Raw genomic sequence first — 22,226 nt, forward strand, 5'->3', positions numbered from 1 at the left:
ATTACATATCATCGAAAATTTTATTCCACAATATTATCGCATGTATCATCTACATTAACCGTATTGTTGTACTCATCTATTACAAAGCAACAAAAGCAAAGATGTCCTCAAGTCCAGCAAAATTTTCCACACATAATAGATGCGCCACTCTAATGGTTTTACTTGTGTTAGCCCCGTAATTATCTACGACCAAAACACTACTAATTGTGCAAGTGATACTTCAAACTCCCAAGGACCACCTGAACCACTGTAAATTTCCATTGGCTCACCTGCGTTGATACGGCTTGTCACCTTTTCCGTGGCATTTGCATCTTCCTCTTATGCTTTACCAGATATTTTAAATTTATCAGTATTTACAACACCAGAAGGCGCGACTGCATCTAGCGATAGCAACGGTGCTCTGTTCGGTACGACGAAAACCTCCGTTCTATTTTTAACAAGATCTTTTTCGGTATCCTCTGCCTATACCGCTAATATCTTAGGAAGACTTCTCTATAAAAGAGAAAATAAAAACACCCCGAAGGATGTTAGCAATTATTATTTAACTTCTAAAAATAGATTAATTCTGCTTTTCTGTCGAGCCAAAGACTTCATCTACCTCTTTAGCAAAAACTTGGAAAATATAGTTTATCTCTTGTTCTTCCGAAGCAATACCTGTTGCTAAACCTTCAGGTGGTTTCCCTCCTTGAATAAACATTAAAATATTATGTTCATCGTCAACTGTTGAAAAATCACCTTTTTTCCAACGTTTTAATATATCTAGATATATTTCATACGGTGCATACTTATCAGACATTTTATGACGTTCATAGTTATCTTTGTTTTCTTCTACCATCTGTATTAAAATGTCGATTCTTTCTGGTGTAATCATAATAGAGCCTTCTTTCGATTCAGCGATAATCTTTTGGTGTGCCATCTCTTGAATCACTTCTTCTACTAGATTGCCAACGAAGGGTTCATCTCCACTTTTCCAATCATCAATTTTCTTGGAGAAAATAGGGTTTTCCCAACCTATACCGCTCACATCTACCGTCGATACAAATTTTTCTTTTGTATCTGCTTTTGAAGTGTTCTCTAATTCTTTCACATCTTGTTCCAGCTCTCCTTTTTCATAAATCTTGTCTGAGATTAAAAGTGTACCACCTATACTCAATAACGCAGTTAAAATAACGATACCTAAAACATATGTCCACTTCATTAATTTCACCACCATAATTAACACTTTAATCCAAATTAGCATATATAATCCTTTGTGTAAACAAGGGTTTCATTTTCTCGTCTCCTAGTAATACACTTAAAAAATCATATCGAACAAGTTTATAAGGCGTGGGTCGGTCGTGAGTCTGTCTTTCCCTAATATAGAGGATTTTATCCCAAGGGCAGAAACCTTTACCGCACCGAGTTTAAACAAAACATCGTACATGTTTTACATTTGTTCTTTTTGTTACATCTGTTACTTTTATTCCACAATCGCGCACGATTTCAATCTGCCTTTTAATTAAAAAAGCACTTTCCTAATTCCAGGAGAGCGCTTAATTGCTAAATAAACTATATTAAATTTCTTTTTTAAAAGAAGTTAAGGAAAGGCGTTCTGTTATACTTATTTCCTCTGTTTTTGAAAATCCATTTTTCAAATAGAAAGTCACTGCTGGTGTATTCTTGGATCCAGTGGATACTATTATTGTTTCCAATCCTTCATTGTCGTTTTCAATAAAATCCAATAATATCTTGGCAATTCCTTTTTTGAAATGTTTAGGATGTACCATTAACCGATGTATATCGATTATACCATTCTCTACTTTTATAGAAATGACGCCGCATAATTCTTCTTTTACGTAATAACCAAAAAATGTCTCACCACATTGTTGTAACGTGTAAACTGTATCTTTCAATGGCGGTATATCATAAAAGTCTATTATTTCCGCTTCCACTTTATATGAAGGTATTTGAATGTTTAAAACTTCTTCAGCAAGTTTAAGATTAGTTATATCGATTTTTTTAATCAAATCTATCCCCCTTTAACTTTTCCTACTTTAATTCTAATAGAACCGGAGTTTAAGTAAAAGCCTTTTGGACCATCTAAATTTTAATATAAATTTAAAATCCTTTAAAAGTTTTATTCAACAATCTGGCCCGATTGTTGAACATATGTTATTAAAATGAAGTAGCTCATTGAATACTTCATCGTTTTACCCTAAAAATTGTCGTACTAGATATTCTCATATGGTTTCCAATTGCACGCATGCTATGCCATCTAGTAATCTATGAAGAACTTCAATCTCCCCCTGTCTCTATATACTAGTGGTATACGTGCTTGCACTTCTGCAATCCTTTGCTCATACTCTTTAGTTCGATAATTTAACAAATAGACACGATGTTGAACTTCATTAAACACCGGATTACTTATATCTCCATCTGCCTTTGGTAATGTTACATTAAAACCATACATTGCTGTTTTCGCCCCGCTGAAACTATTATCATCAACCTTCGCTACTGGCTTTTGTGCTTCTTCCATTGTCGCAACCATCCAAGGAAAATTCTTAATCCACTGCAGTAAAATCTTTTTTATTAAATTAATTTGCCCTTTTTGGCTCATCAGGTTAGCCAAGTAAGCTGTGGGATAATGCTTCGATAAGGTTTAAATAGCTTAATCCAATTCAAACCCTAGCGTGTGACGACGCTGCGGCTTTTTGTGTTACAATAGAATTAACAAAAATTAGGAGGTTTATTTATGCTTGGTATCACGTACATAGCCTTTACTTTCGCTATAGCAACGTCAGTCATTGTCTTACTTAATGACATGAAAATTAAGAAATTAGAGAAACGGATCGAAGTACTTGAAAGAAAAAAGGGATTTTAATATATAGTAGTGGGATGTTTTAATCATTCTATTTTCATTAATTACGCATATTGTTCAGTAAGCTTTTTTGCTTTCATGACATTAATACCGCTATACATTAGTTAACTAAATAGCGAATTTTTGTTACCATATTATAAATGCTATTATTTGGAGGTGTTTTTTTGACTGACAGGAATAGAACATTACTGAGCTCGATTAGTGGTTTAGCATTATGTTCAGTAGGAGCATATAGAATCTTTACACACAACTTAGATGCTATGTCAATTCTAGTGGCATATATTTTCTTTATTGGCGGATTGATAGGCTGTGTTTTTAGTGTTGTAAAGTTGTTTAGGATTGAACAAACTTAGTGTTGCTTTATTGTAGCGCTATGCTTATTGCTATTGCCCAATTTCTTTCAAACTTTCAATATCTACTAAAATCTATATAACGAAAGAATAGTTATTTGCCTCTGTAGCTGTAGAAGGGAAGAGCGCCGGAAAACATTGTAGCTGCCGGGTCGCAAGGCAAGGGTTTCAGAAGCACCGAAAAGCAAATGAGCTGAAGCAGGTGAAATTCCTAGCTGGTGAAAGTCCGTAGGGAAGCGTGTTCCCCCTAGCCTATGCTTACGAAAGGAGTGCGGGTTCGAATCCCGTCAGAGGCATCGATCTCCTATCCATACAATTGTTTTGCAGAGTCTTTGAAGTCTCTATTCTTTGGTGTATCTTGTATAACCACTCCTTTTCTAGGGTCTGCTAATATGTCACCTAAGTGATATTTCAATTTTGAGTACTTGTTTGCCCTCCTACACGATTTCCAAAAGTTAGGATTGTATGTATCCGCATTAAAATTATTTAAGGATTGAGCCAGTTGTCATGTAATACTGTACGATTCATCACGACATAGTTATTATTTTTAGCTACTCAGATAATCCCAATTTGTCCTCGCCCTCCTTTTTTGTGTTACAAAATGCCATTAGAATGGGGTATTTCAATTAGGAAATAAAAAAAATTTCCCGGGTAAGCGCAAGAAATGACAAAAAAACAACTTATTGAATTAAATGCGAATTTTTCTCTTCTCTAATAAACAGTGTATTTAATATAATGAATATCTTATTTATCAATTTTGACAATCTAAATTTAGGGTTTATCAACTTTATAAATAGATATAAAAACCAAAAGCACATGAATAAACATGTGCTTTTGGTTTTATCAAGAGAAAACAAGTATTTTGCTATGTCAACTTTATCAAGATACTCCGCCCCATTTTTTGTAGGACGTCGTTGTCTTCACTCCATGAATGACAAAATTAAAAAGGGCTAGAAAGCATGATTAGGATAATTACCATAGCAAAATCCGCGTTTCATCACCATTTCTCATTATATTTATGCTCTTTAAAATGAATGTACTCTGTATTTTTGATTCTCGTCCAACTACTAATAGCATTCAAGATTATCATAAAGATTACAAATAAAACTGAACCTACGACGAAATGCCCTAAGAAAAAAGTTACAAAAGTAGCAACCAATAGTGCAATTATTATGACGATTGCTAATATTTGTAATTTACTCTTCTTGTTTTCATTCATCGACCCAACCTCCCATTAAACATATTTCATCACCTTTTAACATGTTAATATGGTTTATTTTACTACGTTCTTAAGTATTACACAAAAATATACTCATCACTAAAAATAGAGCCGTTTATGTATGTCTTGCCCCAGTATGTAAGTAACAAGGGAGGAAACACTTAGTGCCCCTCCCTCGCAGTATACAAAGTTACTTGAAAATCGTTTGGAACATTCTGAATATCTAGCTTACAATTATATTAGGCATTACATAAAAATAGATTAAACTACAGAATTCTCAATAACAATTCCTGAAGACACAAGATTTACTGTATTAGCAATCGAATCACCTACAGGGCAACGTGCTTCAATATATTTTTTAAATTCTTCTACCTTTTCCTCTGATGCATTCGTTTTGATATGAAAAGTATATCGGATTGATAAAAATCCTGGTCTTACATCGGACTTGCCTAAAAAGCCATCTGTATCAAGGTCTCCTTCTAATTCCACCCAGAAATCTTGAAGGTCTATATCAAACTTCTTCGCATACGTTCTTGCTACTATTGATTGACATGCCCCTAAAGATGAAAGCAAGAGTTCTACAGGATTTGGAGCTTGATCATCTCCACCTAATTCTTTTGGTTCATCTACAATAATTTTATGTCCTCTAACATGAGCTTCTACCAAAACCTTTTCTTTTAAAAATGTGTTTGCCTTAAATGTTGTTATTGCCATTTACAATCACTCCTCTTTAGAATTTGACTACTTTTTTTATAATTACTGAATAAGGTTTTTATACCTTATTAAGTTTATAAGAATACAACGTTATTTCTTTTATGCTACTTGTAACTTTTTCTTTAGTCAACTACTAATTAAAAATTTTTCAAATTCAAGGATAGCAATAGCAACAAATCTATCCAAACAATCACTTCATTAGATTAATCACTTATTCAACGTATTCGCTGCAAACTTGTATGGCACATATTACGTTTCATGGCAATTAGAAAAAAACTTCTTGTTTCCTATTGATTAATTTTTAACGTTATCAATTATTGTTAAGAAATACTTAGCTTGGGATTGTAAATGTTTTGATTTAACTGCTTTTTTAATTAAAAATAATATAACCAAAATATAAACAGCTTGCATAAAATAATAATAGGTTACTGGGAGCTGTTTAAATAAAATTTCTTTTGACATTTCTTTATAGATAAGTAAAAAAGCAAATAGTCCTACACCACTCAGGTTTAATATGGAAACTCTATCATATGTACATTCAATTTCTACTAATCTTGCCTTCAAAATTAACCGATCTTCTGTAGAAAGAGCTTGAATATTTTTTATATAACCTTTTATATTTGAATTTCTTGTCTCATATTTTAGGAGTCTTTTAAAAATAGTATAAAAACTATCTCCATTCCAATCTTTTCTTTTTAGGTGTTTACCTAAAAATTTTATTAACTCTTTATCTTTACAATTATAAATACATTTTATCAACTCCCTCTGATCTCTTGAATTAGTTCCTGTTTCTAAAAATTCACTATTCCCTCTAACCAATTTTTTACACCTCTTTTTTCACTATACCACATTTTTTCACCTTTACACACATTCTATTAAAGTGCAAAAATGTGTTAACAGTACCTACACTATCTGTTTTTTAATGCAATAGCTTTCCTCTTACCCGCCATTGTTTCTTTATAAAATAAAAACACCTCAAATGAGATGTTTCATCAATTTTTTATAAATCTATATTACTGCTCTAAAACCTCTTGGATAGATTGGTCTAAAATATCCATTGCCAGCTCTAATTCTTGTTGCTTAATAATCAGTGGTGGCGTGAGCGTAAGCACATTTCCTTGTGATACTTTAAAACTTAATCCCTTCTCCATACATTTATACATTACTTGTTCTGCTTCAACTATAGCTTTTTCTTTCGAATGGCGGTCCAATACTAATTCTACGCCATATAAAAGACCGATTCCTCGTACATCACCTATAATTTCATACTGCTCTTGCATCTTTTCAAGTCGCATTCTCATATACTCTCCTAATTGATTAGCCTTTTCTATTAATTTAAAATCCTCAATATAATGAAGAGTAGCCAATGCTGCTGCACAGCCTAGCGAACTTTTTTCATGTGTATAATGACCAAGTGCAATATCTTGGGCAACATCAAGTTCTCCTTTTACGAGCATCGCCGCCATTGGAAACACGCCTCCACCCAATCCTTTTCCCAATAAAACAATATCTGGAATAACTCCAAAGTTTTCAAAAGTAAACATTTTTCCTGTTCGTCCTAAAGCAGTTGGAATTTCATCAAAAATCATTAATATATTATTGCTATCACAAATATTGCGTAAACGTTGATAGTACTCTTTTGGTGGGATATGCACGTCTGTACAACGAACAGGCTCTAAAATAATAGCACCGATTTCATTTTCTCTTTCTAGTATATACTCTAGATAATCAAGGGATTTAAACCTACCATTGTCATCCTCAAACAAACCGCGATATGAATTGTAAGGCGCTATATGTAGACTCCCTGGCATTAATGGGCCCATACCGTTACGGAAAAGCGCTTCTCCTCCAACTGAAATTGCGTCTAAAGAGGCGCCGTGAAACGAATCCCACATCGATATCGTTTTAAATTTACCTGTTGCCTTTCGAACAAGCTTTAAAGCCATACCAACAGCTGAAGTTCCTCCAGGAGCCAAAAGTACCTTATTTAAAGGTTCTGGTGCAATAGCAACTAATTTTTTTGCTAACTGGATTGCAACTTTATTTGTATAACGTCTTGGAGAGAATGGAAGTGTATCCAACTGCTCTTTTACGGCACGTATAACATACTCATTCCCATATCCTATTTGATGAACATTATTCCCATGAAAATCCATATACTTCCTTCCGTCTATATCCTCTATGTAAATGCCATAGCTTTTTTCAATAATATTTAAACAAGGAGTAGAAAGAGACTGATGTAAATAATACTTGGCGTCATCGTTTATAAACTCAAACGATTCTTTACTTAAATGATTTTCTTGCCAGACAGAACGGGTTTTTGTTAAATTAATATCCCCCTCTGTTCTTAAAACTTCAATGTTTTTATCCATGATTTTTTCTCCTCTCATAAAAGGTAATTACTTCTTTCACCTAAACAAACTAACATGCGTTTTTTAATTAGATATTAATATCCTGTAAATCTTTTCACTTAATGATTTTGTTACATAGTTGTAGTGAAGCAATCATTATACCTACGCTCATAGAACACCGAAGAACCAAAGGAGATTTTAACAAAAAAAGACATACCAATAAGGCATGTCTTTTTGTTAATTTTCAATTCTATATCCCTTGCAGTCAATTATTTACCTATATATAAAACTTTGAATTGACACATATACTAAAAATAAAAATACACCTATTAAGAACCAGCCGTAAGCTTTTCTCTCACTTTGATATGCATTAATGCCTAAAGTTAACATCGATAAACTTAAGAAGAATATCGTTACGAAATTAAATTGATAATCACGTGTGATAAGGCCATAAGTTGAAAGCGCGATTACGATGATTCCAAAAACAATTGGTAGAATTTTTAGCATATCCTTTCACCCCTCTTTAAATTACATCTTTATTTATCTGTAAGATACTATAGAGATCATTCTAAATTTTACATTATATAATTCTTAATATAAGTAATGCTTTTAACCAATCGCTATTAAGTGCTTGTCAGAAGCATCTTCTTTACTTATTGACCTCCATAGATGTGAGTAGAACCATTCTACTTCTCTTTGAGTATCTCCAAATGCATAATGGATGCAATGAAATGTTTTGTTATTTCGATGTTCAAATGCATTTTCACCATCCAACTTGTCGCTCTCCCGACTTATCCATTTACAATTTGCTTTACATCCTCAATTATTTTGTTAAGTTTCCACCACATGTTAGCCCCTCCTACTAAAAATGACTACCTTAACTAAAGACTTCCGCTTCTATCTACATCATATTTATAATAAGTGAATCAACATTGTACAAAAGCACTACCTTTTATAAGCGCAATGTATAGATTTCCCACAAAATTCTTTAACATAAATTTCACCATTGTTATACTTTCTCTAAATAATGCTTGATTATCTATTCCGCTTTGTGTTGATGCAAACGTCGACGTTTTTTGTGCTACAATTTATAGAAAATACATAATGAGGTTAACAATATGACTTTTATCAGGAAATATATCTATCTCTTCTACTTTTTATCACTGTTTTTAATTTTATTGATTCGTGATTATTTGAAATACGGTAATTGGAACTTGCTTAGCAACTTTTTCTTTTCTCTATGGACCGTCCTTATTTTTGCTTTCATAAATTGGGCATGGACTAGTAAAAAATATAAAAAGCAATAGCATTTATCTCTATCTGTATCATATGATGACGCAGCAGCTTTTTAAAGAAATTGACATCATTTGTAACAGAGCAATAGATTTGTAAACACCATTTTAGCAAACCTTTTAAACTTGTTTAGCTTCCGATAAAATAAAGGAATTATTACAGTATTAACAATTATTTTCTTTTGGATTAACTATTGCAACACCGATGGACTCCTAAGTCTGATTAAATCATAGTTGCGTATAGACCTATGATATGCCTCAAATTCCTTTTAGTGCAAAATAAAAAAGCACTTTTTTAAGTGCTTTTACTCATTGAAATTTTAAAATTAATTTTGCTCATTTAAATCATCTGGTTTTACGGATATACTGTTGTATTAATTACTTCACCATTTGATTCATTTTTATAAGTAACTGTTACTTGATTTTTTCTAGATCTACTCCATTAAACAGTTGATAGAACATACCCATCAGAACAAGTTCAGCTGTAGCGTCGACGTCTAGGGTGTTTTCTAATTCTTCTGGGTTAACTAAAAGTGTTAACTCAGAATATGTATTATTGTAACTTATATCCTTAATAGAAGTAATCTCTTCATCTGTTTTAATCTCTTCTATGAACACGATAATCTCTTCTTCCATATCCTTCAAGATTTCTTTGTGCTGTGATTCAGACATTCTAAACGTTAAAGAACCATCATCGTTCTTAATTACTTCTTGAATACCTTCGTCTTTGGCATCAGCAATCACTGTATCTATATCTTCACCTTCAAAAAAATCAGCCGGTAACGTTACCTCGACATTTAATAGCTCTTTATCGACCTTAAGTGGTTTGCTCACAGAAGTCTTTTCAGTTGTATCTGCAGCAACCTCCTTTTTGTCTCCACTCTCCTTTTCTGAATCCGCACTACATCCCGCAAAAATAATTCCAAATAACAATAATAATGGTAATACTAATATCTTTTTCATAATTAATTCCTCCTCGTAATAAATATACATAATTTGGAGTTAATTTACTAGTTATTTTTAGATAAACGTTATTAAAACTAGATTAGGGCTTTGCCTCCTTCTCTTCCCTTATACGAAAATAGACAGTAGGTTTCAGTCTATCTATCATGTAACTCGACTACTAAAGCATTATAAATACTTCATTAAGTCTAGATTATGCGTGGGTTTTCAATCATGAGGGAATTTTTATATTGACTGGTTTTTCACTGGAAATATGGCTTTAAGTGCATCAACTATATATGTAGCAGAGCAGAATAATGATGTTGCAATAACAATTTAGGAAAGTACAATGCGTTTAGATTTGTTAAACGAAGAGGTGAAAATTGAAAATGCTGATGTTGGAAATATAATTGTTACAAAAGGTGATTATATAGAGACATTGCCAACGCATGCAATAGATAGTTATGGTAATAGCGTATTTAATTTATAAATCCGTTACTAGTGGACTGATTATAAAATTACATAGCAGGGAACAATCGGCTCAAACGACTAGACTGGCTGGCTCGTTCAAATATGGACATATACATTAGGAGTTCTTGGTGCAATAACTAGCTTAGGGTTAGGTGCTGGCGGAGGAGCTATTTGTAGGTACAGCGGGTGTAGCTATGTCAGGCGCGCTGTCCTCTTGTTTTGATTAGTATATGGGGGAATTGCGAGCTGGATTTAGCTCAATGTTTTAATGGACCAATGATATTGGCTTATTATTTCTGTTATTGGTCATGTGAATTTTTTTAACACTGGAAACAAATTGATATTGAGCTTTCTTGAATCCTTTAAATTATGTTTAATTTTTAACTTAGTGTTTGGCATTACTTATCAGCTTAAAACTAAAATAAATACTATAAAAGTTTTCAGTATAACTTTTATAGAGGATGAGATTACTCTCAGTTTGTCGCCAAACTCGGGTTCTGTAGAGGTTTTTGGGCAGTGATTAGCTGAAACCTAATGATCTTGGACTTTTACTTCATTCAGATGAAAGGTATTGTCCCCCTCCCTTATAACGATTAATTCCTCTTCTAATAAAAATTCTTTGAATAATTCATTCGCATGCTCAAAAGTTAAATTACAAATATTGTATTCTCTCACCATATACCCAAAATATTGATCAAATAAAGCATACGTTTTTTTTAGGGATACATTATAAGATTCATTATGGAAAAATAAGCACCATGTCCCGCCACTTTTTTGTTTTAAAAAATACCTTCAAATTCACCATTAGTATCATAAAATCCAACATGTAGATGGATATCTTCTTCAAAATTCATAGATAATGCTCCTTCCTATAATAACTTTCCTTTGTAAGGCAACTTATCCTCCTTCCAGTAAGAACTGGAAGGAATACTGCTGACTTTAAATCCTTTAGTACGCTCTATGCTTTCGACATACTATAAAATAAGAAAATATTTGATTATGATATTATAGTATAGTAGTTTTGTTATAAACAAGGAGAATACAATGATACATATAAAAGGAAATAAAGTTACATTACGAACAGCTACTCCTTCCGATATTGAAAATATCTATTTTTGGAAGTATGTTGATGAGAAACAAGAAGCAAAGAAATGGAACGGTCCATATATTCCAGAAAAACATAAGTCTAAAGCTGCGTTTTTAAAGGAATGGACAAAAGATGAACAATTATTTGAAGATGTTCCAAGTTCATTAATCATAGCAGTAGACGAACAGTTTATTGGTGTTGTCGGTGCTTATTGGGTAGATAAAAATACTAACTGGCTTGAAACAGGGATTGTCACATATGATACAGCTTATTGGAATGGTGGTTATGGTTCAGAAGCTTATCGCTTATGGATTGACTATCTTTTTGAAAATACACCCCTTCATCGATTAGGGATGTCTACTTGGTCTGGTAATGAAAGAATGATACGAGTAGCCGAGAAATTAGGGATGCAATTAGAGGCAAGAATTAGAGATGCACGAATTGTTGATGGAAAATACTATGATGCTATAAAAATGGGGATTTTACGAAGCGAGTGGGAACGACAAGAAACGAATTAGTACCTATGATGCGCTGAAGAGATTAGACGCTATCATCAACTTTATAGTATAGTTAACATATATTACATAAAGAGGTGCATTTATGGAGAATAGTAAATGGATTTGTAAAGCTTGTGGTGGTGATTCCTTTGTAAGCAGTCAAGTTGGTAGTGAAACAAGTCAAGGTAATGTTAGAGCTATTGGATCCGCATTTTCGGTTGGTTCGCCATACATTTTTAACTTTTGTAAAGATTGAGGTGAACTAGCTTCCATCAAGGTTACAAAGCCACAAAAGTTTACATAGCCTCTTTTAAGGTTGTAAAGCCTGTAATTTTAAAGTTACACTGATGCACAATGGTGTTTCAATTGACAAAATTCGGAAAGCACTTATATATCACTTTCATTATGACCGTTTTTTTACTATCATGAATTTGGTATTATTTCAAAAATAATCATTGGGCTTTGCTTGAAAACTTTCTTTTTTCCTTATGGATAGCTGTTTTTTTATTTATGGCAGCAATACTACTTAGAAAACAAAAGTGAAAGAGAAATAACATAGACTAGAATAAAAACCTTGAAGGGACTGAACTATGCGCAGATGGCAATATTTTTTATCTAACTGATTAAAAATATTGGAGGTATAAGCATTGATAAAAGAACTACACACTCAAAGATTACATTTAAGAAGAATGGCTGTATCAGACTCACCTCGCTTGTTTAAACTTTGGTCTGATCCAGATGTAACGAAATACATGAATATCACTACCTTTACGCATGAAACGCAAGCAACAGAGATGATTGAACTTCTAGAAGAATTAGCTCATGCTGGTGAAGCGATACGGTTTAGCATGATTGAAAGGAACTCCAACGAAATAATAGGAACATGTGGATTCAATTCAATAGACTTAGATAATGCAAAAGTAGAAATTGGTTATGATATCGCGAAAGCCTATTGGGGCATGGGGTATGCTCCTGAAGGTATAAAGGCACTTATTGAATATGCTTTCGAAACTTTAAAAATCAATAGGATTGAAGCAAAGGTAGAACCTGCAAATGTAAATTCTATAAAAGTGTTACAAAAGCTTCATTTTACATTCGAAGGAAAGTTAAGACAATACGAAAATTCAAAAGGGAATTTTATAGATATTAATATTTTTTCTCTCCTAAAAACAGATTAATTTTTGAATTAGGCCTATATCATTTTTTGGTATAGGCTTTTTTGTTTGTCATATAAGGAGTATCCTTGCCTACTAAGTAATTTGGCTGTTTTTAAGTCCTGCCCATTGTCAAATAGTGACTTTTCACAATGGTTTGCTACTTTCTCTAAGACCTATGCAAATAAATATTACTAGCCAGTTTTCTAACACGGATAGGGTTGTTAGCAATGTTCATTCTGATAAAATAATCTGGATTGTCTTTTGAGATAATTACGCGGCCAAGCTCATCCTCATAAATGTTCCATCCAAATAATAAGAACGTTATATTCACATGGATTAAATTACACTTAATATATAAATAGCCAATTATCATAAACAAAATCCCATTTGTAATCAAAGTACTTACTTCTTTAACATTGGTGGCTAGTAAAGGAACGATATATGTCACTAAGTAACTTAAAATCTCTTCATTTTTTCTTGCTACGCGCTCACTAACAATCGTGCTGTTTAATTCACATTTCCTAATATACCAAATCGGTAAAAAGGAAAGGGAAAATAATACAACCAAGATAATAGTAACGGTAAACGTTACTTGATCTTCAATAAATGACTGCCAATCAATATTTTCATAAGGGAATATGGAAAGAGCAACAATGACATATAATGGAGAGTATGACGATATAAACAGAAACAATTTAAAAAGATTTGTCATTTTTCCTCCACCCTTTCTTAATAAATTACCTTAAATCATCTCTTCCTCTTTCACCCGTAAGAACAGTTTTATAATAAGCATCATTCAGTAACTTGACGATATCATTTAATTGTTTTTTATCTGTATATTTTATTTTTGACTTTTCTTCGTTTAATTCTATATTTAAGTCAAATTCTTTAATAATTTCTTCTATTTTATCAAAATTTTCAACGAACCTTGTCATTCTCTCAGGCTTTGTCATTAATCGCGAAACTCTTTTAACTATATTACCATCTTCAATGCTATCATTTTTAAATTGTTCAAAGCCTTCTAATTTATTCGTTTCTTCAAAAGCACATAAGACCGAATTCGTATTGTGCACATACTTTGTTTTCAAATCGAAAATTCGTTGCACTGAAACATTATTTACCACTAGTATTTCGTTGTCATAAATAAGTAAATCGAACCCTGGTTCAATGCCAATAAATGAATCTGAGACTTTTCTAAAAGTAGTATCCGCAATGATTCCCCAAAGCCCTTTAGAAAACTTCTTAAATTGCGGAATGCGATTTAGGAAATAAGCATACTTCCCTGCTTCTATTTCAATTTTTATACAGTATAAATCTTTTTGCACATCTTCATTCAATGATTCACCCGGTTCCTGTAAACTTTTGAATAAATGATCATAAGTTATTCCTATATAGGATGACTTACAATACTCCACTACGCCATTCAGTCGACCATTTTCATTAAATTCTAGTTGCTCTTTTCCAACAAGCTTATCAATAGTTGGCTGGATAATATTGATTATCTCTTTTTGTAAAGAATGGCTTATTGATGGTTGAAATGAAAAATAATCTAACATATCATGCGTCTTAATCTTTTCAATTAAAAACAAACTTACTTCAAATGTACCACTCAATAAGCGTTCTGAAATTTTGCTGTTTATGAGCTCGATATTCAATAATACTCCCCCTTCACTCTTTGATAATATGAATAAAATCATACAATATTTGTTTTTTTCCAGTATATCAACATACATCCATAATGGCTGTCGTAACGTAATTATTTAATTATGAGCAAGTTACATAAAAATTGATAACAATGCTCTTTTTCTTTAAAACATTCATGCAAATTTATATTTTCAATTTCATAAAATTTTGGTGTTTTACGAATGGTATATTTGCCAATGACGATTTCTTCATCAACCATAAGTTTTGTTAATGCCTCATAAATAGGATCAATTGAAAAGCCAATGATTTCATAAATATTCACATTTCCCATATTTATCCCCCTTTATTTCACTATGCTAACGTCTGAAAAAATATGATTCATTTAAGAGTTAAATTTTATTTGCGTAAAGAAACATTAATACTGTTCACAAAATTTAAAACATTATTTGAATAAAAGTACTTAATATGAAAGCGTGTCTTTTCAGATGTAGGAAAACATACAAGGAAGATGGTTACGTGTACATATAGTAGCAATATATGAAAGAAAGGAGGACTAACGTGGAAAAACAACCAAATTATTTTATAAAGTTTAAGATTAAATCAAATCCTAATTGTTGTTGTCATTGTTGCTGTTTTTGTTGTAATTGTAAATGTAAACCGCCATTTCCTTCCCCACCAAATTGCAACTATCTAGTGTATGTTACGGATGCTGGTCAAATAGAAACGCCCGACAATAGAGTTTCAGTAATTAATACATCTACAAATACTATCGTCGCATCCATTCCGGTGGGAACCGCTCCTTTAGAAGTAGCAATCACCCCAGATGGCGCATTCGGTTATGTGCCTGCATACTTTTCGAATAATGTAACAGTATTTAGTACGGCAACGAATATGGCAGTGGCCACCATCCCAGTTGGAATCAATCCTTTAGGTGTTGCCATTTCACCAAATGGAACATTGGCTTATGTTTCTAACCAAGGCTCTAATACGGTGTCTGTCATAAATACAACTTTAAATACGGTAACTGCAACTATTCCGGTAGGTCTTGCACCACAGGGAATAGCTTTTACACCCAATGGTGCATTTGCCTATGTTGCAGATGAAAATTCAAATGCAATATCAGTTATTGATACGCTAACGAATATAGTTGTAGCAACAATCCCTGTAGGCGCTCGCCCAAGATCCATCGTTTTTACACCAAATGGACAATTTGCTTATGTCACAAATGAAGCGAGCAATACAGTATCCGTTATTAATGCAAATATGAATACAGTAATTGCTACAATTCCTGTTGGTAATGGACCTGTTGGAACAGCTATTACACCCGATGGATCATTTGTTTACATTGTAAATAAAGGTAGTAATACAGTATCTGTTATAGATACGTCTACAAATTTAGTCATTGCAACAATTCCTGTCGGCATCTCCCCTGACCAAGTAACCATCCTACCGAATGGAACGTTTGCATATGTCACAAATCAACTAGATAATACGGTGTCTGTTATTAATATCGCAACAAATATAGTAGTTGATACAATTCCTGGATTTAATGGACCGACTGGTATAAAAACAGGAACAATTTGTATATAAAATAAATTGGATTATTTAAAAAAACCAGAATTAATCTACATATTGTAGCATCTATTCTGGTTTTTTAATGATTATTGATCGATCCATTACTAAATTTACTCTAAATATTCTTGGGCTAGTTGCTGATTTTTATAAATCCCCATACCTGTCTTCAATTTTTTAAATCCCATTTTTTCATAAAAAGGAACATTACCAGTTGTTGCAATTAACTGAATGCATGAAACATTTTCTAACTGCTGCTTCATATCTTCCAAAAGCAACCTTGCAATTCCTTGGCCTTGAAACTTTTTATGGACAACTACATCATAAATAGCTGCATTAAATACCCCATCTGAAAGCGCTCTAACAAAACCTACAATTTTGCCATCCACCAATGCAACTACAACATGAGTACTTGCATTAAAAACCTTCTCGATGATAAGTTCGTTATGTTTATGCCATCCAACAGATTGATAAACTTCTTTTAGCATCCTAATATCTTTCTCTTCTATATCGTATTTAAGCAATACCACCTTATCCCCCACCCTTTCTTTAATTTTCAAATAATTCAAATATCTATTCATCCCTCATTTTACTATATTTTCTAGGTGTATTATTCCAAATTATGGCATATTTTTCTTCAATAAAAAAACGCCATATCACTAAAGATATGGCTTTGCTTTAAAGCTAAATTAAAAATAATAAATGTACTACGGAAAGAATGCCTAACGAATGTATAATCGCTCTTGAAAATGCATGTTTAAAATTATTTCGAGGATGTCGTTCAAAAAACAAATGCAATATGGAATGAACAATAAAAAATATATCTAAAATCCAAAAAAGAATCGTTTGATACTGACTAAATAATAACAAAAATATAATTATGTAAAGAACTATATGAATCAATGTGAATACTTTGTAAGCTTTCTCATCTCCCATATCCTTTAGTACAACAAACAGCCGCCACTCCGAGCGCCTAATCGCATCCATTTCATGCACAAGAAATAAAGAAAGGTTCAATAAAAACAGGGCAAGCACTAAATCAGGCATTTCCAATCTCCTCATCTTTTTCCTTCATGTTACTATAAAAAGATAGTCTAAAACGAAGAAACTCTGCCAAAATATGTCGAAATCAAGTCTTGAAAACTAGAGAAGTGCCCCATTTTCTAACACCTAATGGCTATTAGGTGTCCAGTCAATAAGTAAATTCGTAGCATGGTTTTTCGTCCATTCTAAAAATTCATTCACATTTTGAATCCCAAATTCTATTACAGCCTGATAAATAAATATTGATGAATAACTTAAATTAGTTTCTAGTAAAGCTTCTTTAATATCAAGAATAGCTTTTCTCGAAGTTTCTGTTAACGCTTTTTTCATAAAAGGCACCAAATCTTTAGAGAGTGCTCCTTGACGTCCATTTGAAAAAAGCCACATATCGATATTCCACTCTTCTTGATTAGCTAAATAAATGATTTTAAAATAATAGCCTTGATAATCAGAATCCATATAATTTTTATATTTTAGTTCCACTACATTTTGATTGTCTACTAATGGTGCCAACGCCATCATTACTTTTTCTGGAATTAATTCATCACTAAATGTCTCCATATCAATATCAGGCGATACGATTAAATCATAAGCGGTTGCACCCACTACAAAACAAGTCCCTATCGTACTCCATCTTTGCATTAATTGTAATTCATCTAAAATTTTTAATGCTCTTCCTTTTTTTCTATTTGCCCTGTCTAAACTGTTCATGTCCATCACCTTATTTCCAAAATTAAGTATTATGATAGAATAAACAATTGTAAAATAAAATGCAAATTATTGATTAAGACGACAGCGGAAATAACATACGCTTTGAAATTTTATCTACGAACAAATAAAGAACAATCATCTGTTACACGCATCATTTTATTCCTTTGAAAAAAATTTCGAATCAATCGTATCGATAACTGAAGAGATAGCAAAAAAATACCCCATATCCATTTTCTCTTCATATGTTAAATTATTTGAATCCTTATTAAGAAAAACAATCCATTCATTTTCTAATTCACTCATATTTTTTCCGTATACTTCCGCTACTTTTTTTGACAAATCCTTTTCATTGTAAATCTGTTCAAACTTTTCTAACCCGTAAGTCTCTACTAAATATGTTACAAAAGAAGAAGCATGTGTATAGCTCATCAATCGAAGGGTAACATCTTTTTCAGTTATTAAGACAGGGCGAAAATAGGATTCATCCAGATTAGAATCTATCAAATTACTAATAGGGATTAATTTGTTTGCATCCATAAAATATTTTACAAGTTTATGGGGATATGTTTTATTTTCCCCGTACTTTTCTTCCAAATAACTAGCAAAACCCTCTTGTGTAAAATACCCACTGCTTGTATCAAAATCTTTCCCATAGCCCAGTAAGGAATGTGTTAATTCATGTATTAGTGGGTATCTGTCTTCCTTCACGCCATATAGCTCGATTCTAGATGCCAAGCCCAATGAAGCAAGGTCTCCCTCATTGAGATAAACGTTGATTTTATCGGAAGGAACATAAGCAGTTTGAATCGAATTTTGTATTACTTCATAGGCTGTTAGAAGTTCATCTTTAATTTCTTCCACTTTTTCTTGTGGAACCTTAATGTTATTAATAATCTCAAAGGTTACTTTCCCATCAGGTGTCACTACAATCTGTTCATCCTCAATTTCTTGTTCTTTCGGTACAACTTCATCTTGTGTACAAGCCGTTAATAAGCAGATAAACACAACAAACACTACACTAAATTTATACATTTTTACCTCCACAAAACCATTATTTCAAAAATATACGTTTGAAAATTCAAAAAGTTTCATATTTAGTATAAAAATTTATGTTAGTGTGCTTGCATTGGGAACTGCATTTTACACTTTACGAGCAGTCAAAATCGGTTGATAATAACCTGTATTTTCAGGGAAATGCCATTCAATATTGACGAAACCAATCATACGTAGTACTTTGTTAATTTCTTCCCTTAACAGTGCCCTGTATTGCGTACTATTATGTTTTGTTTTCCATTCACCGTTAATTTCTCTCATAATAAATTGTTTTACTGTATACGTTTTTCCATCTTCTGCCCAATCATAGACTTGAAAAGTCATTCTCTTTCCTTCGTCCAATATATTTGGTTTTGTCGTGATTATTTTCTCTATGACCATCGCATCGTAATCTCTTATCGTAACTAAAAGTAAACCGTTATGACGAAGCTTTTCATACATATTTTGACAAACTTTGTGCAAATCTTTATCTGTTAGTAAATGGGGTATTGCATTATCCGCCGATAGCACAATATCAAATAAGCCTGATACATTTGTATTGAGCTCCCGAAAATCGGCTACTCCAAAGTTTATTTTCACTCCATAACGGGCTGCTTCTTTTTCAGCTCTCTTTACAGATACAGCACTAATGTCAGTAGCGGTTACATGAAATCCATAATTCGCCAAACCAATCGCTTGTGTACCAATGCCACATGAACAATCTAATAAAGAAACCTGCTGCATCGAAGATAAGTTTAACTTCGATTGGATAATTTTATATAGAATTTCACTTTGCCGAGCAATGGCTAAATGCCAATCAACAAATATTAGATGATAATCTTCTGCAAGTTCATCATAAAATTTTAATACCGAATCTTCCAATGTTAATTCCCCCAATCGGTCCTTTGTAACACAAACTGCTATGTCCATACTATGAAGAAAAAATAAAGTCTTATAAAAGCATGAATTTTTTATTATTCTATATACATCATTACATTGAGAGGTGTGATAAAGTGGCAAAAGTATTTAAAATTGAATCACCTAAATTGCCTTTAGCATTAGAAAAAGTAAATATTCAAGATATTTTTTATGAAGAAGATCCGTACTTATCCAATTGTGTTATCGCCAATACGGTCATTGACAATATAGCTATTGATAGACTTATTTTATCAAAAGTACTCTTTAAAAATGTTAGATTCATAGATGTATCTTTTAGAAAAATTGATTTGACTGATGTAATTTTTGAAAACTGTGATTTATCAAATGCCAGCTTTAGGGAAGGCTTAATTCACAGAGTTACATTCGACAATTGTAAAGTATTAGGATTGAATTTAGCAGAAGCTCATGTAGGAAATGTTTCGTTTGACAATTGCATTGCAAATCTATGTGATTTTACAGAGACTCGTTTAAAACAGGTCATTTTTAATCATTCATCGCTACAAAGCGCCAACTATTTTGAATGCAAATTTAATAAAGTCATTTTTAATGAGTGTGATATTAACGATGTGGATTTTTCTCAAACATCTTTAAAAGGTATTGATATTAGCTCATGTCGATATGAAAGGTTGAATGTTACTTTGGAAAGTATAAAAGGTTGCGAAGTATCTTCTGAACAAGCTGTTGGATTTGCATCATTACTAGGTTTAAAAGTTAAATCGTAGCTCACTACAGGATTAAAACTGTTAGGAAACAATAACTCCCATACTTGCGCAATAACTCTTTTGTATGGAGGGGCTTACCATAAATAGTCGGTGAGCAACACTATAAGTATTTTATTTTCAATAAATCTACAGTTCGCACAAAAACAGCACTGCACATTTTAGACGATGACATTTGTTCAAAACATCTTTCGGGGTTTATACTTGTTACTATTCCATGTTTCAAATTATTTAGTAAATAAAGTTTCCACTATATTTCACTATTTATTTCGATGATATTCAATATTGTTCTTTACTTCTTTACTTCTTTACTTCTTTACTTAATGAAAGAATAAACATTAGTGTCATAAGGCATATTATTTTGATGCATAAAGTTTCTTAAAACCCCTTCTTTTTCAAAACCCAATGCTTCCAATAGCTTATTCGAAGCTTCATTTTCCGTAAAAACAATGGCTCCTATGCGCACCAAATTCATCTCTTGAATACCATAGGAAATAACTTTACCCACAGCTTCCTTTGCATAGCCTTGCCCCCAACTATTAGGGAAAAGTGCATAACTGATATCCGCTTTTTTATGCTCAACAGACCAATCTTGAAAACCAATTGTACCGATAATTTCTTCTTGTCCTTGCACGGATATTCCCCATTTAATGCCACGTTTTTCTTTGAAATTAGTAGAAAAATTTTGGATAATCTGTTTCACTTGCTCTAAGCTCGTTAACGGCTTCTGCCCATAATGACGTAAAACGTCTGGATTTGAAAAACAACTTAATATTGCTTGCGCATCATTTTCTGTCAGTTCTCTTAGCACTAAACGCTCGCTATGTAATATTGGAAACATGCTTTTCCCTCTACTTTCAAAATCGTATTTTTACCATTCTATAACAATAGCACATTATTTACATTACTTATTCTGCGTAGTACTCTAATTTAAAAAGCAGCCATTTAGTATCAATACACTTAATGGCTGCACATCTATATGTTTAGAACCTGTTAACTTAGCTTTCATTACGATTAAAATCCTTTTTAATAAATACAACTATTCTGTTGTATTTATTGATACTGATCGGCTTCACCACCAATAATAAGAACAACGCCATAATACAAACAACCATGGCGGTATACATTATAGTTTGCATAATATAATAATATGTCAAATACGGAGGTGCATACCAATATATCCAACCACTTGATAACATGATCAAAAGCCACCCTGGCAATATTTGCACAAGGAAGTCCCTGCTTTTTTCTTTCATATACATTACCGATTTTTTGAAAACAAGAGACATTATTTTCAAATAAACGAAGCCAATTAAAGCACTCAATAAAATATTAAAAAGAGAATTCATAAGAAATCCTCCTTCTATAATTTTTACATCTACATTATTATGGTATGCCATGATATTTTTATTTGATAATTATTAAACTGTTCTAGACTATATTGAAAAGCACCTCACTTTAAAGTGAGATGCCTCCTAATTTATTGGGTACTTCTTCCGCTAATTTCAAAAATCTAGCAAGTTTTTTTGTTTTCTAATTCTTCCATAGAAACTAAATGGTTATATATCATTAAACTTCAAAAACTTCTTTTGACTATGCTTTATTTGCTATCATACTCCTTTTTAATT

The 22,226-nt window shown here is 32.4% G+C and carries 27 protein-coding genes and 1 pseudogene; 7 read left to right on the forward strand and 21 right to left on the reverse strand.

Going from position 1 to position 22,226, the window contains the following annotated elements:
* Window positions 1-559: 559 nt before the first annotated feature.
* The 3 genes from LO754_RS13180 to LO754_RS13190 all read right to left on the reverse strand — a co-directional run bounded on the left by LO754_RS13180 (window position 560) and on the right by LO754_RS13190 (window position 2,515).
* Window positions 560-1,198 carry a DUF6241 domain-containing protein gene (locus LO754_RS13180; protein ID WP_231784577.1) on the reverse strand — a complete coding sequence of 213 codons (639 nt, stop codon included), beginning with the start codon at window positions 1,196-1,198 and terminating at the stop codon, window positions 560-562.
* A gap of 355 nt (window positions 1,199-1,553) precedes the next feature.
* A complete protein-coding gene (locus LO754_RS13185; RefSeq protein WP_108030150.1) occupies window positions 1,554-2,006 on the reverse strand; it encodes a GNAT family N-acetyltransferase in 453 nt (150 codons plus the stop codon).
* Window positions 2,007-2,254: 248 nt separating this feature from the next.
* Window positions 2,255-2,515 (reverse strand): hypothetical protein, encoded by a 261-nt coding sequence (locus LO754_RS13190; protein ID WP_231784578.1) that lies wholly within the window; start codon window positions 2,513-2,515, stop codon window positions 2,255-2,257.
* A 216-nt stretch (window positions 2,516-2,731) separates the two neighbouring features.
* On the opposite strand from LO754_RS13190, the gene LO754_RS23475 reads away from it, so the two are divergent.
* On the forward strand, window positions 2,732-2,860 hold the full coding sequence (locus tag LO754_RS23475) for a hypothetical protein (protein ID WP_255313819.1): 129 nt from the start codon (window positions 2,732-2,734) through the stop codon (window positions 2,858-2,860).
* A gap of 1,344 nt (window positions 2,861-4,204) precedes the next feature.
* On the opposite strand, the gene LO754_RS13195 is transcribed toward LO754_RS23475, so the two are convergent.
* The 7 genes from LO754_RS13195 to LO754_RS13225 all read right to left on the reverse strand — a co-directional run bounded on the left by LO754_RS13195 (window position 4,205) and on the right by LO754_RS13225 (window position 9,746).
* Window positions 4,205-4,426 carry a hypothetical protein gene (locus tag LO754_RS13195; protein WP_231784579.1) on the reverse strand — a complete coding sequence of 74 codons (222 nt, stop codon included), beginning with the start codon at window positions 4,424-4,426 and terminating at the stop codon, window positions 4,205-4,207.
* 261 nt (window positions 4,427-4,687) lie between these two features.
* Window positions 4,688-5,140: an OsmC family protein gene (locus LO754_RS13200; RefSeq protein ID WP_024364894.1), complete on the reverse strand. Its 453-nt coding sequence runs from the start codon at window positions 5,138-5,140 to the stop codon at window positions 4,688-4,690.
* Window positions 5,141-5,434: 294 nt separating this feature from the next.
* Complete coding sequence (locus LO754_RS13205) at window positions 5,435-5,959, reverse strand: hypothetical protein (RefSeq protein ID WP_024364895.1); 525 nt, start codon at window positions 5,957-5,959, stop codon at window positions 5,435-5,437.
* A gap of 194 nt (window positions 5,960-6,153) precedes the next feature.
* Entirely contained in the window at window positions 6,154-7,512 is a 1,359-nt protein-coding gene (pbfA, locus tag LO754_RS13210; RefSeq protein ID WP_231784580.1) for a (R)-1-hydroxy-2-aminoethylphosphonate ammonia-lyase, read from the reverse strand.
* A gap of 252 nt (window positions 7,513-7,764) precedes the next feature.
* Window positions 7,765-7,998, reverse strand: a complete 234-nt coding sequence (locus LO754_RS13215) for a DUF3953 domain-containing protein (protein WP_108030148.1) — start codon at window positions 7,996-7,998, stop codon at window positions 7,765-7,767.
* A 102-nt stretch (window positions 7,999-8,100) separates the two neighbouring features.
* The gene (locus LO754_RS13220) at window positions 8,101-8,265 is read right to left on the reverse strand and encodes a hypothetical protein (protein ID WP_167492628.1); all 165 of its coding nucleotides are present in this window, start codon (window positions 8,263-8,265) and stop codon (window positions 8,101-8,103) included.
* A gap of 932 nt (window positions 8,266-9,197) precedes the next feature.
* The gene (locus tag LO754_RS13225) at window positions 9,198-9,746 is read right to left on the reverse strand and encodes a hypothetical protein (protein ID WP_231784581.1); all 549 of its coding nucleotides are present in this window, start codon (window positions 9,744-9,746) and stop codon (window positions 9,198-9,200) included.
* Window positions 9,747-10,074: 328 nt separating this feature from the next.
* Here LO754_RS13225 and LO754_RS13230 point away from each other — a divergent pair, with 328 nt between their 5' ends.
* Window positions 10,075-10,215, forward strand: coding sequence for a hypothetical protein (locus tag LO754_RS13230; protein ID WP_158497890.1), 141 nt, complete (start codon window positions 10,075-10,077; stop codon window positions 10,213-10,215).
* A gap of 512 nt (window positions 10,216-10,727) precedes the next feature.
* Here LO754_RS13230 and LO754_RS23880 read toward each other — a convergent pair.
* A pseudogene (locus tag LO754_RS23880) lies at window positions 10,728-10,970 on the reverse strand (DUF3986 family protein); the annotation flags it as partial.
* Window positions 10,971-11,240: 270 nt separating this feature from the next.
* Here LO754_RS23880 and LO754_RS13235 point away from each other — a divergent pair.
* The 3 genes from LO754_RS13235 to LO754_RS13245 all read left to right on the forward strand — a co-directional run bounded on the left by LO754_RS13235 (window position 11,241) and on the right by LO754_RS13245 (window position 12,958).
* Window positions 11,241-11,801 carry a GNAT family N-acetyltransferase gene (locus tag LO754_RS13235; RefSeq protein WP_108030145.1) on the forward strand — a complete coding sequence of 187 codons (561 nt, stop codon included), beginning with the start codon at window positions 11,241-11,243 and terminating at the stop codon, window positions 11,799-11,801.
* Window positions 11,802-11,883: 82 nt separating this feature from the next.
* Window positions 11,884-12,036, forward strand: a complete 153-nt coding sequence (locus tag LO754_RS13240; RefSeq protein ID WP_229386921.1) for a hypothetical protein — start codon at window positions 11,884-11,886, stop codon at window positions 12,034-12,036.
* Window positions 12,037-12,427: 391 nt separating this feature from the next.
* Window positions 12,428-12,958: a GNAT family N-acetyltransferase gene (locus LO754_RS13245; protein ID WP_231784582.1), complete on the forward strand. Its 531-nt coding sequence runs from the start codon at window positions 12,428-12,430 to the stop codon at window positions 12,956-12,958.
* Between the two features lie 145 nt (window positions 12,959-13,103).
* Here the strand turns inward: LO754_RS13245 and LO754_RS13250 are convergent, their stop codons facing one another.
* The 3 genes from LO754_RS13250 to LO754_RS13260 all read right to left on the reverse strand — a co-directional run bounded on the left by LO754_RS13250 (window position 13,104) and on the right by LO754_RS13260 (window position 14,912).
* Window positions 13,104-13,649, reverse strand: coding sequence for a hypothetical protein (locus tag LO754_RS13250; RefSeq protein ID WP_231784583.1), 546 nt, complete (start codon window positions 13,647-13,649; stop codon window positions 13,104-13,106).
* A gap of 25 nt (window positions 13,650-13,674) precedes the next feature.
* Complete coding sequence (locus LO754_RS13255; protein ID WP_231784584.1) at window positions 13,675-14,592, reverse strand: DUF4868 domain-containing protein; 918 nt, start codon at window positions 14,590-14,592, stop codon at window positions 13,675-13,677.
* Window positions 14,593-14,693: 101 nt separating this feature from the next.
* Window positions 14,694-14,912, reverse strand: coding sequence for a hypothetical protein (locus LO754_RS13260; protein ID WP_024364903.1), 219 nt, complete (start codon window positions 14,910-14,912; stop codon window positions 14,694-14,696).
* Between the two features lie 227 nt (window positions 14,913-15,139).
* On the opposite strand from LO754_RS13260, the gene LO754_RS13265 reads away from it, so the two are divergent.
* Complete coding sequence (locus LO754_RS13265; protein ID WP_341867444.1) at window positions 15,140-16,171, forward strand: beta-propeller fold lactonase family protein; 1,032 nt, start codon at window positions 15,140-15,142, stop codon at window positions 16,169-16,171.
* Between the two features lie 95 nt (window positions 16,172-16,266).
* Here LO754_RS13265 and LO754_RS13270 read toward each other — a convergent pair whose 3' ends face one another.
* The 5 genes from LO754_RS13270 to LO754_RS13290 form a co-directional block, all read right to left on the reverse strand.
* Window positions 16,267-16,641, reverse strand: coding sequence for a GNAT family N-acetyltransferase (locus LO754_RS13270; RefSeq protein ID WP_231786325.1), 375 nt, complete (start codon window positions 16,639-16,641; stop codon window positions 16,267-16,269).
* 196 nt (window positions 16,642-16,837) lie between these two features.
* Window positions 16,838-17,200, reverse strand: coding sequence for a DUF6713 family protein (locus LO754_RS13275; protein ID WP_108030140.1), 363 nt, complete (start codon window positions 17,198-17,200; stop codon window positions 16,838-16,840).
* Window positions 17,201-17,323: 123 nt separating this feature from the next.
* A complete protein-coding gene (locus tag LO754_RS13280) occupies window positions 17,324-17,908 on the reverse strand; it encodes a hypothetical protein (RefSeq protein WP_231784585.1) in 585 nt (194 codons plus the stop codon).
* A 156-nt stretch (window positions 17,909-18,064) separates the two neighbouring features.
* Window positions 18,065-18,940: a hypothetical protein gene (locus LO754_RS13285; protein ID WP_024364908.1), complete on the reverse strand. Its 876-nt coding sequence runs from the start codon at window positions 18,938-18,940 to the stop codon at window positions 18,065-18,067.
* A 108-nt stretch (window positions 18,941-19,048) separates the two neighbouring features.
* The gene (locus tag LO754_RS13290; protein WP_231784586.1) at window positions 19,049-19,822 is read right to left on the reverse strand and encodes a class I SAM-dependent methyltransferase; all 774 of its coding nucleotides are present in this window, start codon (window positions 19,820-19,822) and stop codon (window positions 19,049-19,051) included.
* 131 nt (window positions 19,823-19,953) lie between these two features.
* Between LO754_RS13290 and LO754_RS13295 the strand changes: the two genes are divergently transcribed.
* Entirely contained in the window at window positions 19,954-20,601 is a 648-nt protein-coding gene (locus LO754_RS13295) for a pentapeptide repeat-containing protein (protein WP_024364910.1), read from the forward strand.
* A gap of 313 nt (window positions 20,602-20,914) precedes the next feature.
* Here LO754_RS13295 and LO754_RS13300 read toward each other — a convergent pair whose 3' ends face one another.
* Together LO754_RS13300 and LO754_RS13305 are read right to left on the reverse strand one after the other, a co-directional pair.
* The gene (locus tag LO754_RS13300) at window positions 20,915-21,439 is read right to left on the reverse strand and encodes a GNAT family N-acetyltransferase (protein ID WP_231784587.1); all 525 of its coding nucleotides are present in this window, start codon (window positions 21,437-21,439) and stop codon (window positions 20,915-20,917) included.
* Between the two features lie 157 nt (window positions 21,440-21,596).
* The gene (locus LO754_RS13305) at window positions 21,597-21,947 is read right to left on the reverse strand and encodes a hypothetical protein (RefSeq protein WP_024364912.1); all 351 of its coding nucleotides are present in this window, start codon (window positions 21,945-21,947) and stop codon (window positions 21,597-21,599) included.
* Window positions 21,948-22,226: the final 279 nt, after the last annotated feature.

The sequence above is a fragment of the Lysinibacillus sp. GJ-1 genome (genome assembly GCF_021166035.1).
Lineage (GTDB): Bacteria > Bacillota > Bacilli > Bacillales_A > Planococcaceae > Lysinibacillus > Lysinibacillus sphaericus.

Excerpts from the sequence above, each read along its gene's own strand:
- LO754_RS13300 (WP_231784587.1), bottom strand. The coding sequence starts at position 21,439 with ATGTTTCCAATATTACATAGCGAGCGTTTAGTGCTAAGAGAACTGACA.
- LO754_RS13280 (WP_231784585.1), bottom strand. The coding sequence starts at position 17,908 with ATGAACAGTTTAGACAGGGCAAATAGAAAAAAAGGAAGAGCATTAAAA.
- LO754_RS13250 (WP_231784583.1), bottom strand. The coding sequence starts at position 13,649 with ATGACAAATCTTTTTAAATTGTTTCTGTTTATATCGTCATACTCTCCA.
- LO754_RS13195 (WP_231784579.1), bottom strand. The coding sequence starts at position 4,426 with ATGAATGAAAACAAGAAGAGTAAATTACAAATATTAGCAATCGTCATA.
- LO754_RS13305 (WP_024364912.1), bottom strand. The coding sequence starts at position 21,947 with ATGAATTCTCTTTTTAATATTTTATTGAGTGCTTTAATTGGCTTCGTT.
- pbfA (WP_231784580.1), bottom strand. The coding sequence starts at position 7,512 with ATGGATAAAAACATTGAAGTTTTAAGAACAGAGGGGGATATTAATTTA.
- LO754_RS13230 (WP_158497890.1), top strand. The coding sequence starts at position 10,075 with ATGCGTTTAGATTTGTTAAACGAAGAGGTGAAAATTGAAAATGCTGAT.
- LO754_RS13200 (WP_024364894.1), bottom strand. The coding sequence starts at position 5,140 with ATGGCAATAACAACATTTAAGGCAAACACATTTTTAAAAGAAAAGGTT.
- LO754_RS23475 (WP_255313819.1), top strand. The coding sequence starts at position 2,732 with ATGCTTGGTATCACGTACATAGCCTTTACTTTCGCTATAGCAACGTCA.
- LO754_RS13275 (WP_108030140.1), bottom strand. The coding sequence starts at position 17,200 with ATGCCTGATTTAGTGCTTGCCCTGTTTTTATTGAACCTTTCTTTATTT.
- LO754_RS13285 (WP_024364908.1), bottom strand. The coding sequence starts at position 18,940 with ATGTATAAATTTAGTGTAGTGTTTGTTGTGTTTATCTGCTTATTAACG.
- LO754_RS13270 (WP_231786325.1), bottom strand. The coding sequence starts at position 16,641 with ATGCTAAAAGAAGTTTATCAATCTGTTGGATGGCATAAACATAACGAA.
- LO754_RS13225 (WP_231784581.1), bottom strand. The coding sequence starts at position 9,746 with ATGAAAAAGATATTAGTATTACCATTATTATTGTTATTTGGAATTATT.
- LO754_RS13260 (WP_024364903.1), bottom strand. The coding sequence starts at position 14,912 with ATGGGAAATGTGAATATTTATGAAATCATTGGCTTTTCAATTGATCCT.
- LO754_RS13180 (WP_231784577.1), bottom strand. The coding sequence starts at position 1,198 with ATGAAGTGGACATATGTTTTAGGTATCGTTATTTTAACTGCGTTATTG.
- LO754_RS13235 (WP_108030145.1), top strand. The coding sequence starts at position 11,241 with ATGATACATATAAAAGGAAATAAAGTTACATTACGAACAGCTACTCCT.
- LO754_RS13240 (WP_229386921.1), top strand. The coding sequence starts at position 11,884 with ATGGAGAATAGTAAATGGATTTGTAAAGCTTGTGGTGGTGATTCCTTT.
- LO754_RS13215 (WP_108030148.1), bottom strand. The coding sequence starts at position 7,998 with ATGCTAAAAATTCTACCAATTGTTTTTGGAATCATCGTAATCGCGCTT.
- LO754_RS13190 (WP_231784578.1), bottom strand. The coding sequence starts at position 2,515 with ATGGAAGAAGCACAAAAGCCAGTAGCGAAGGTTGATGATAATAGTTTC.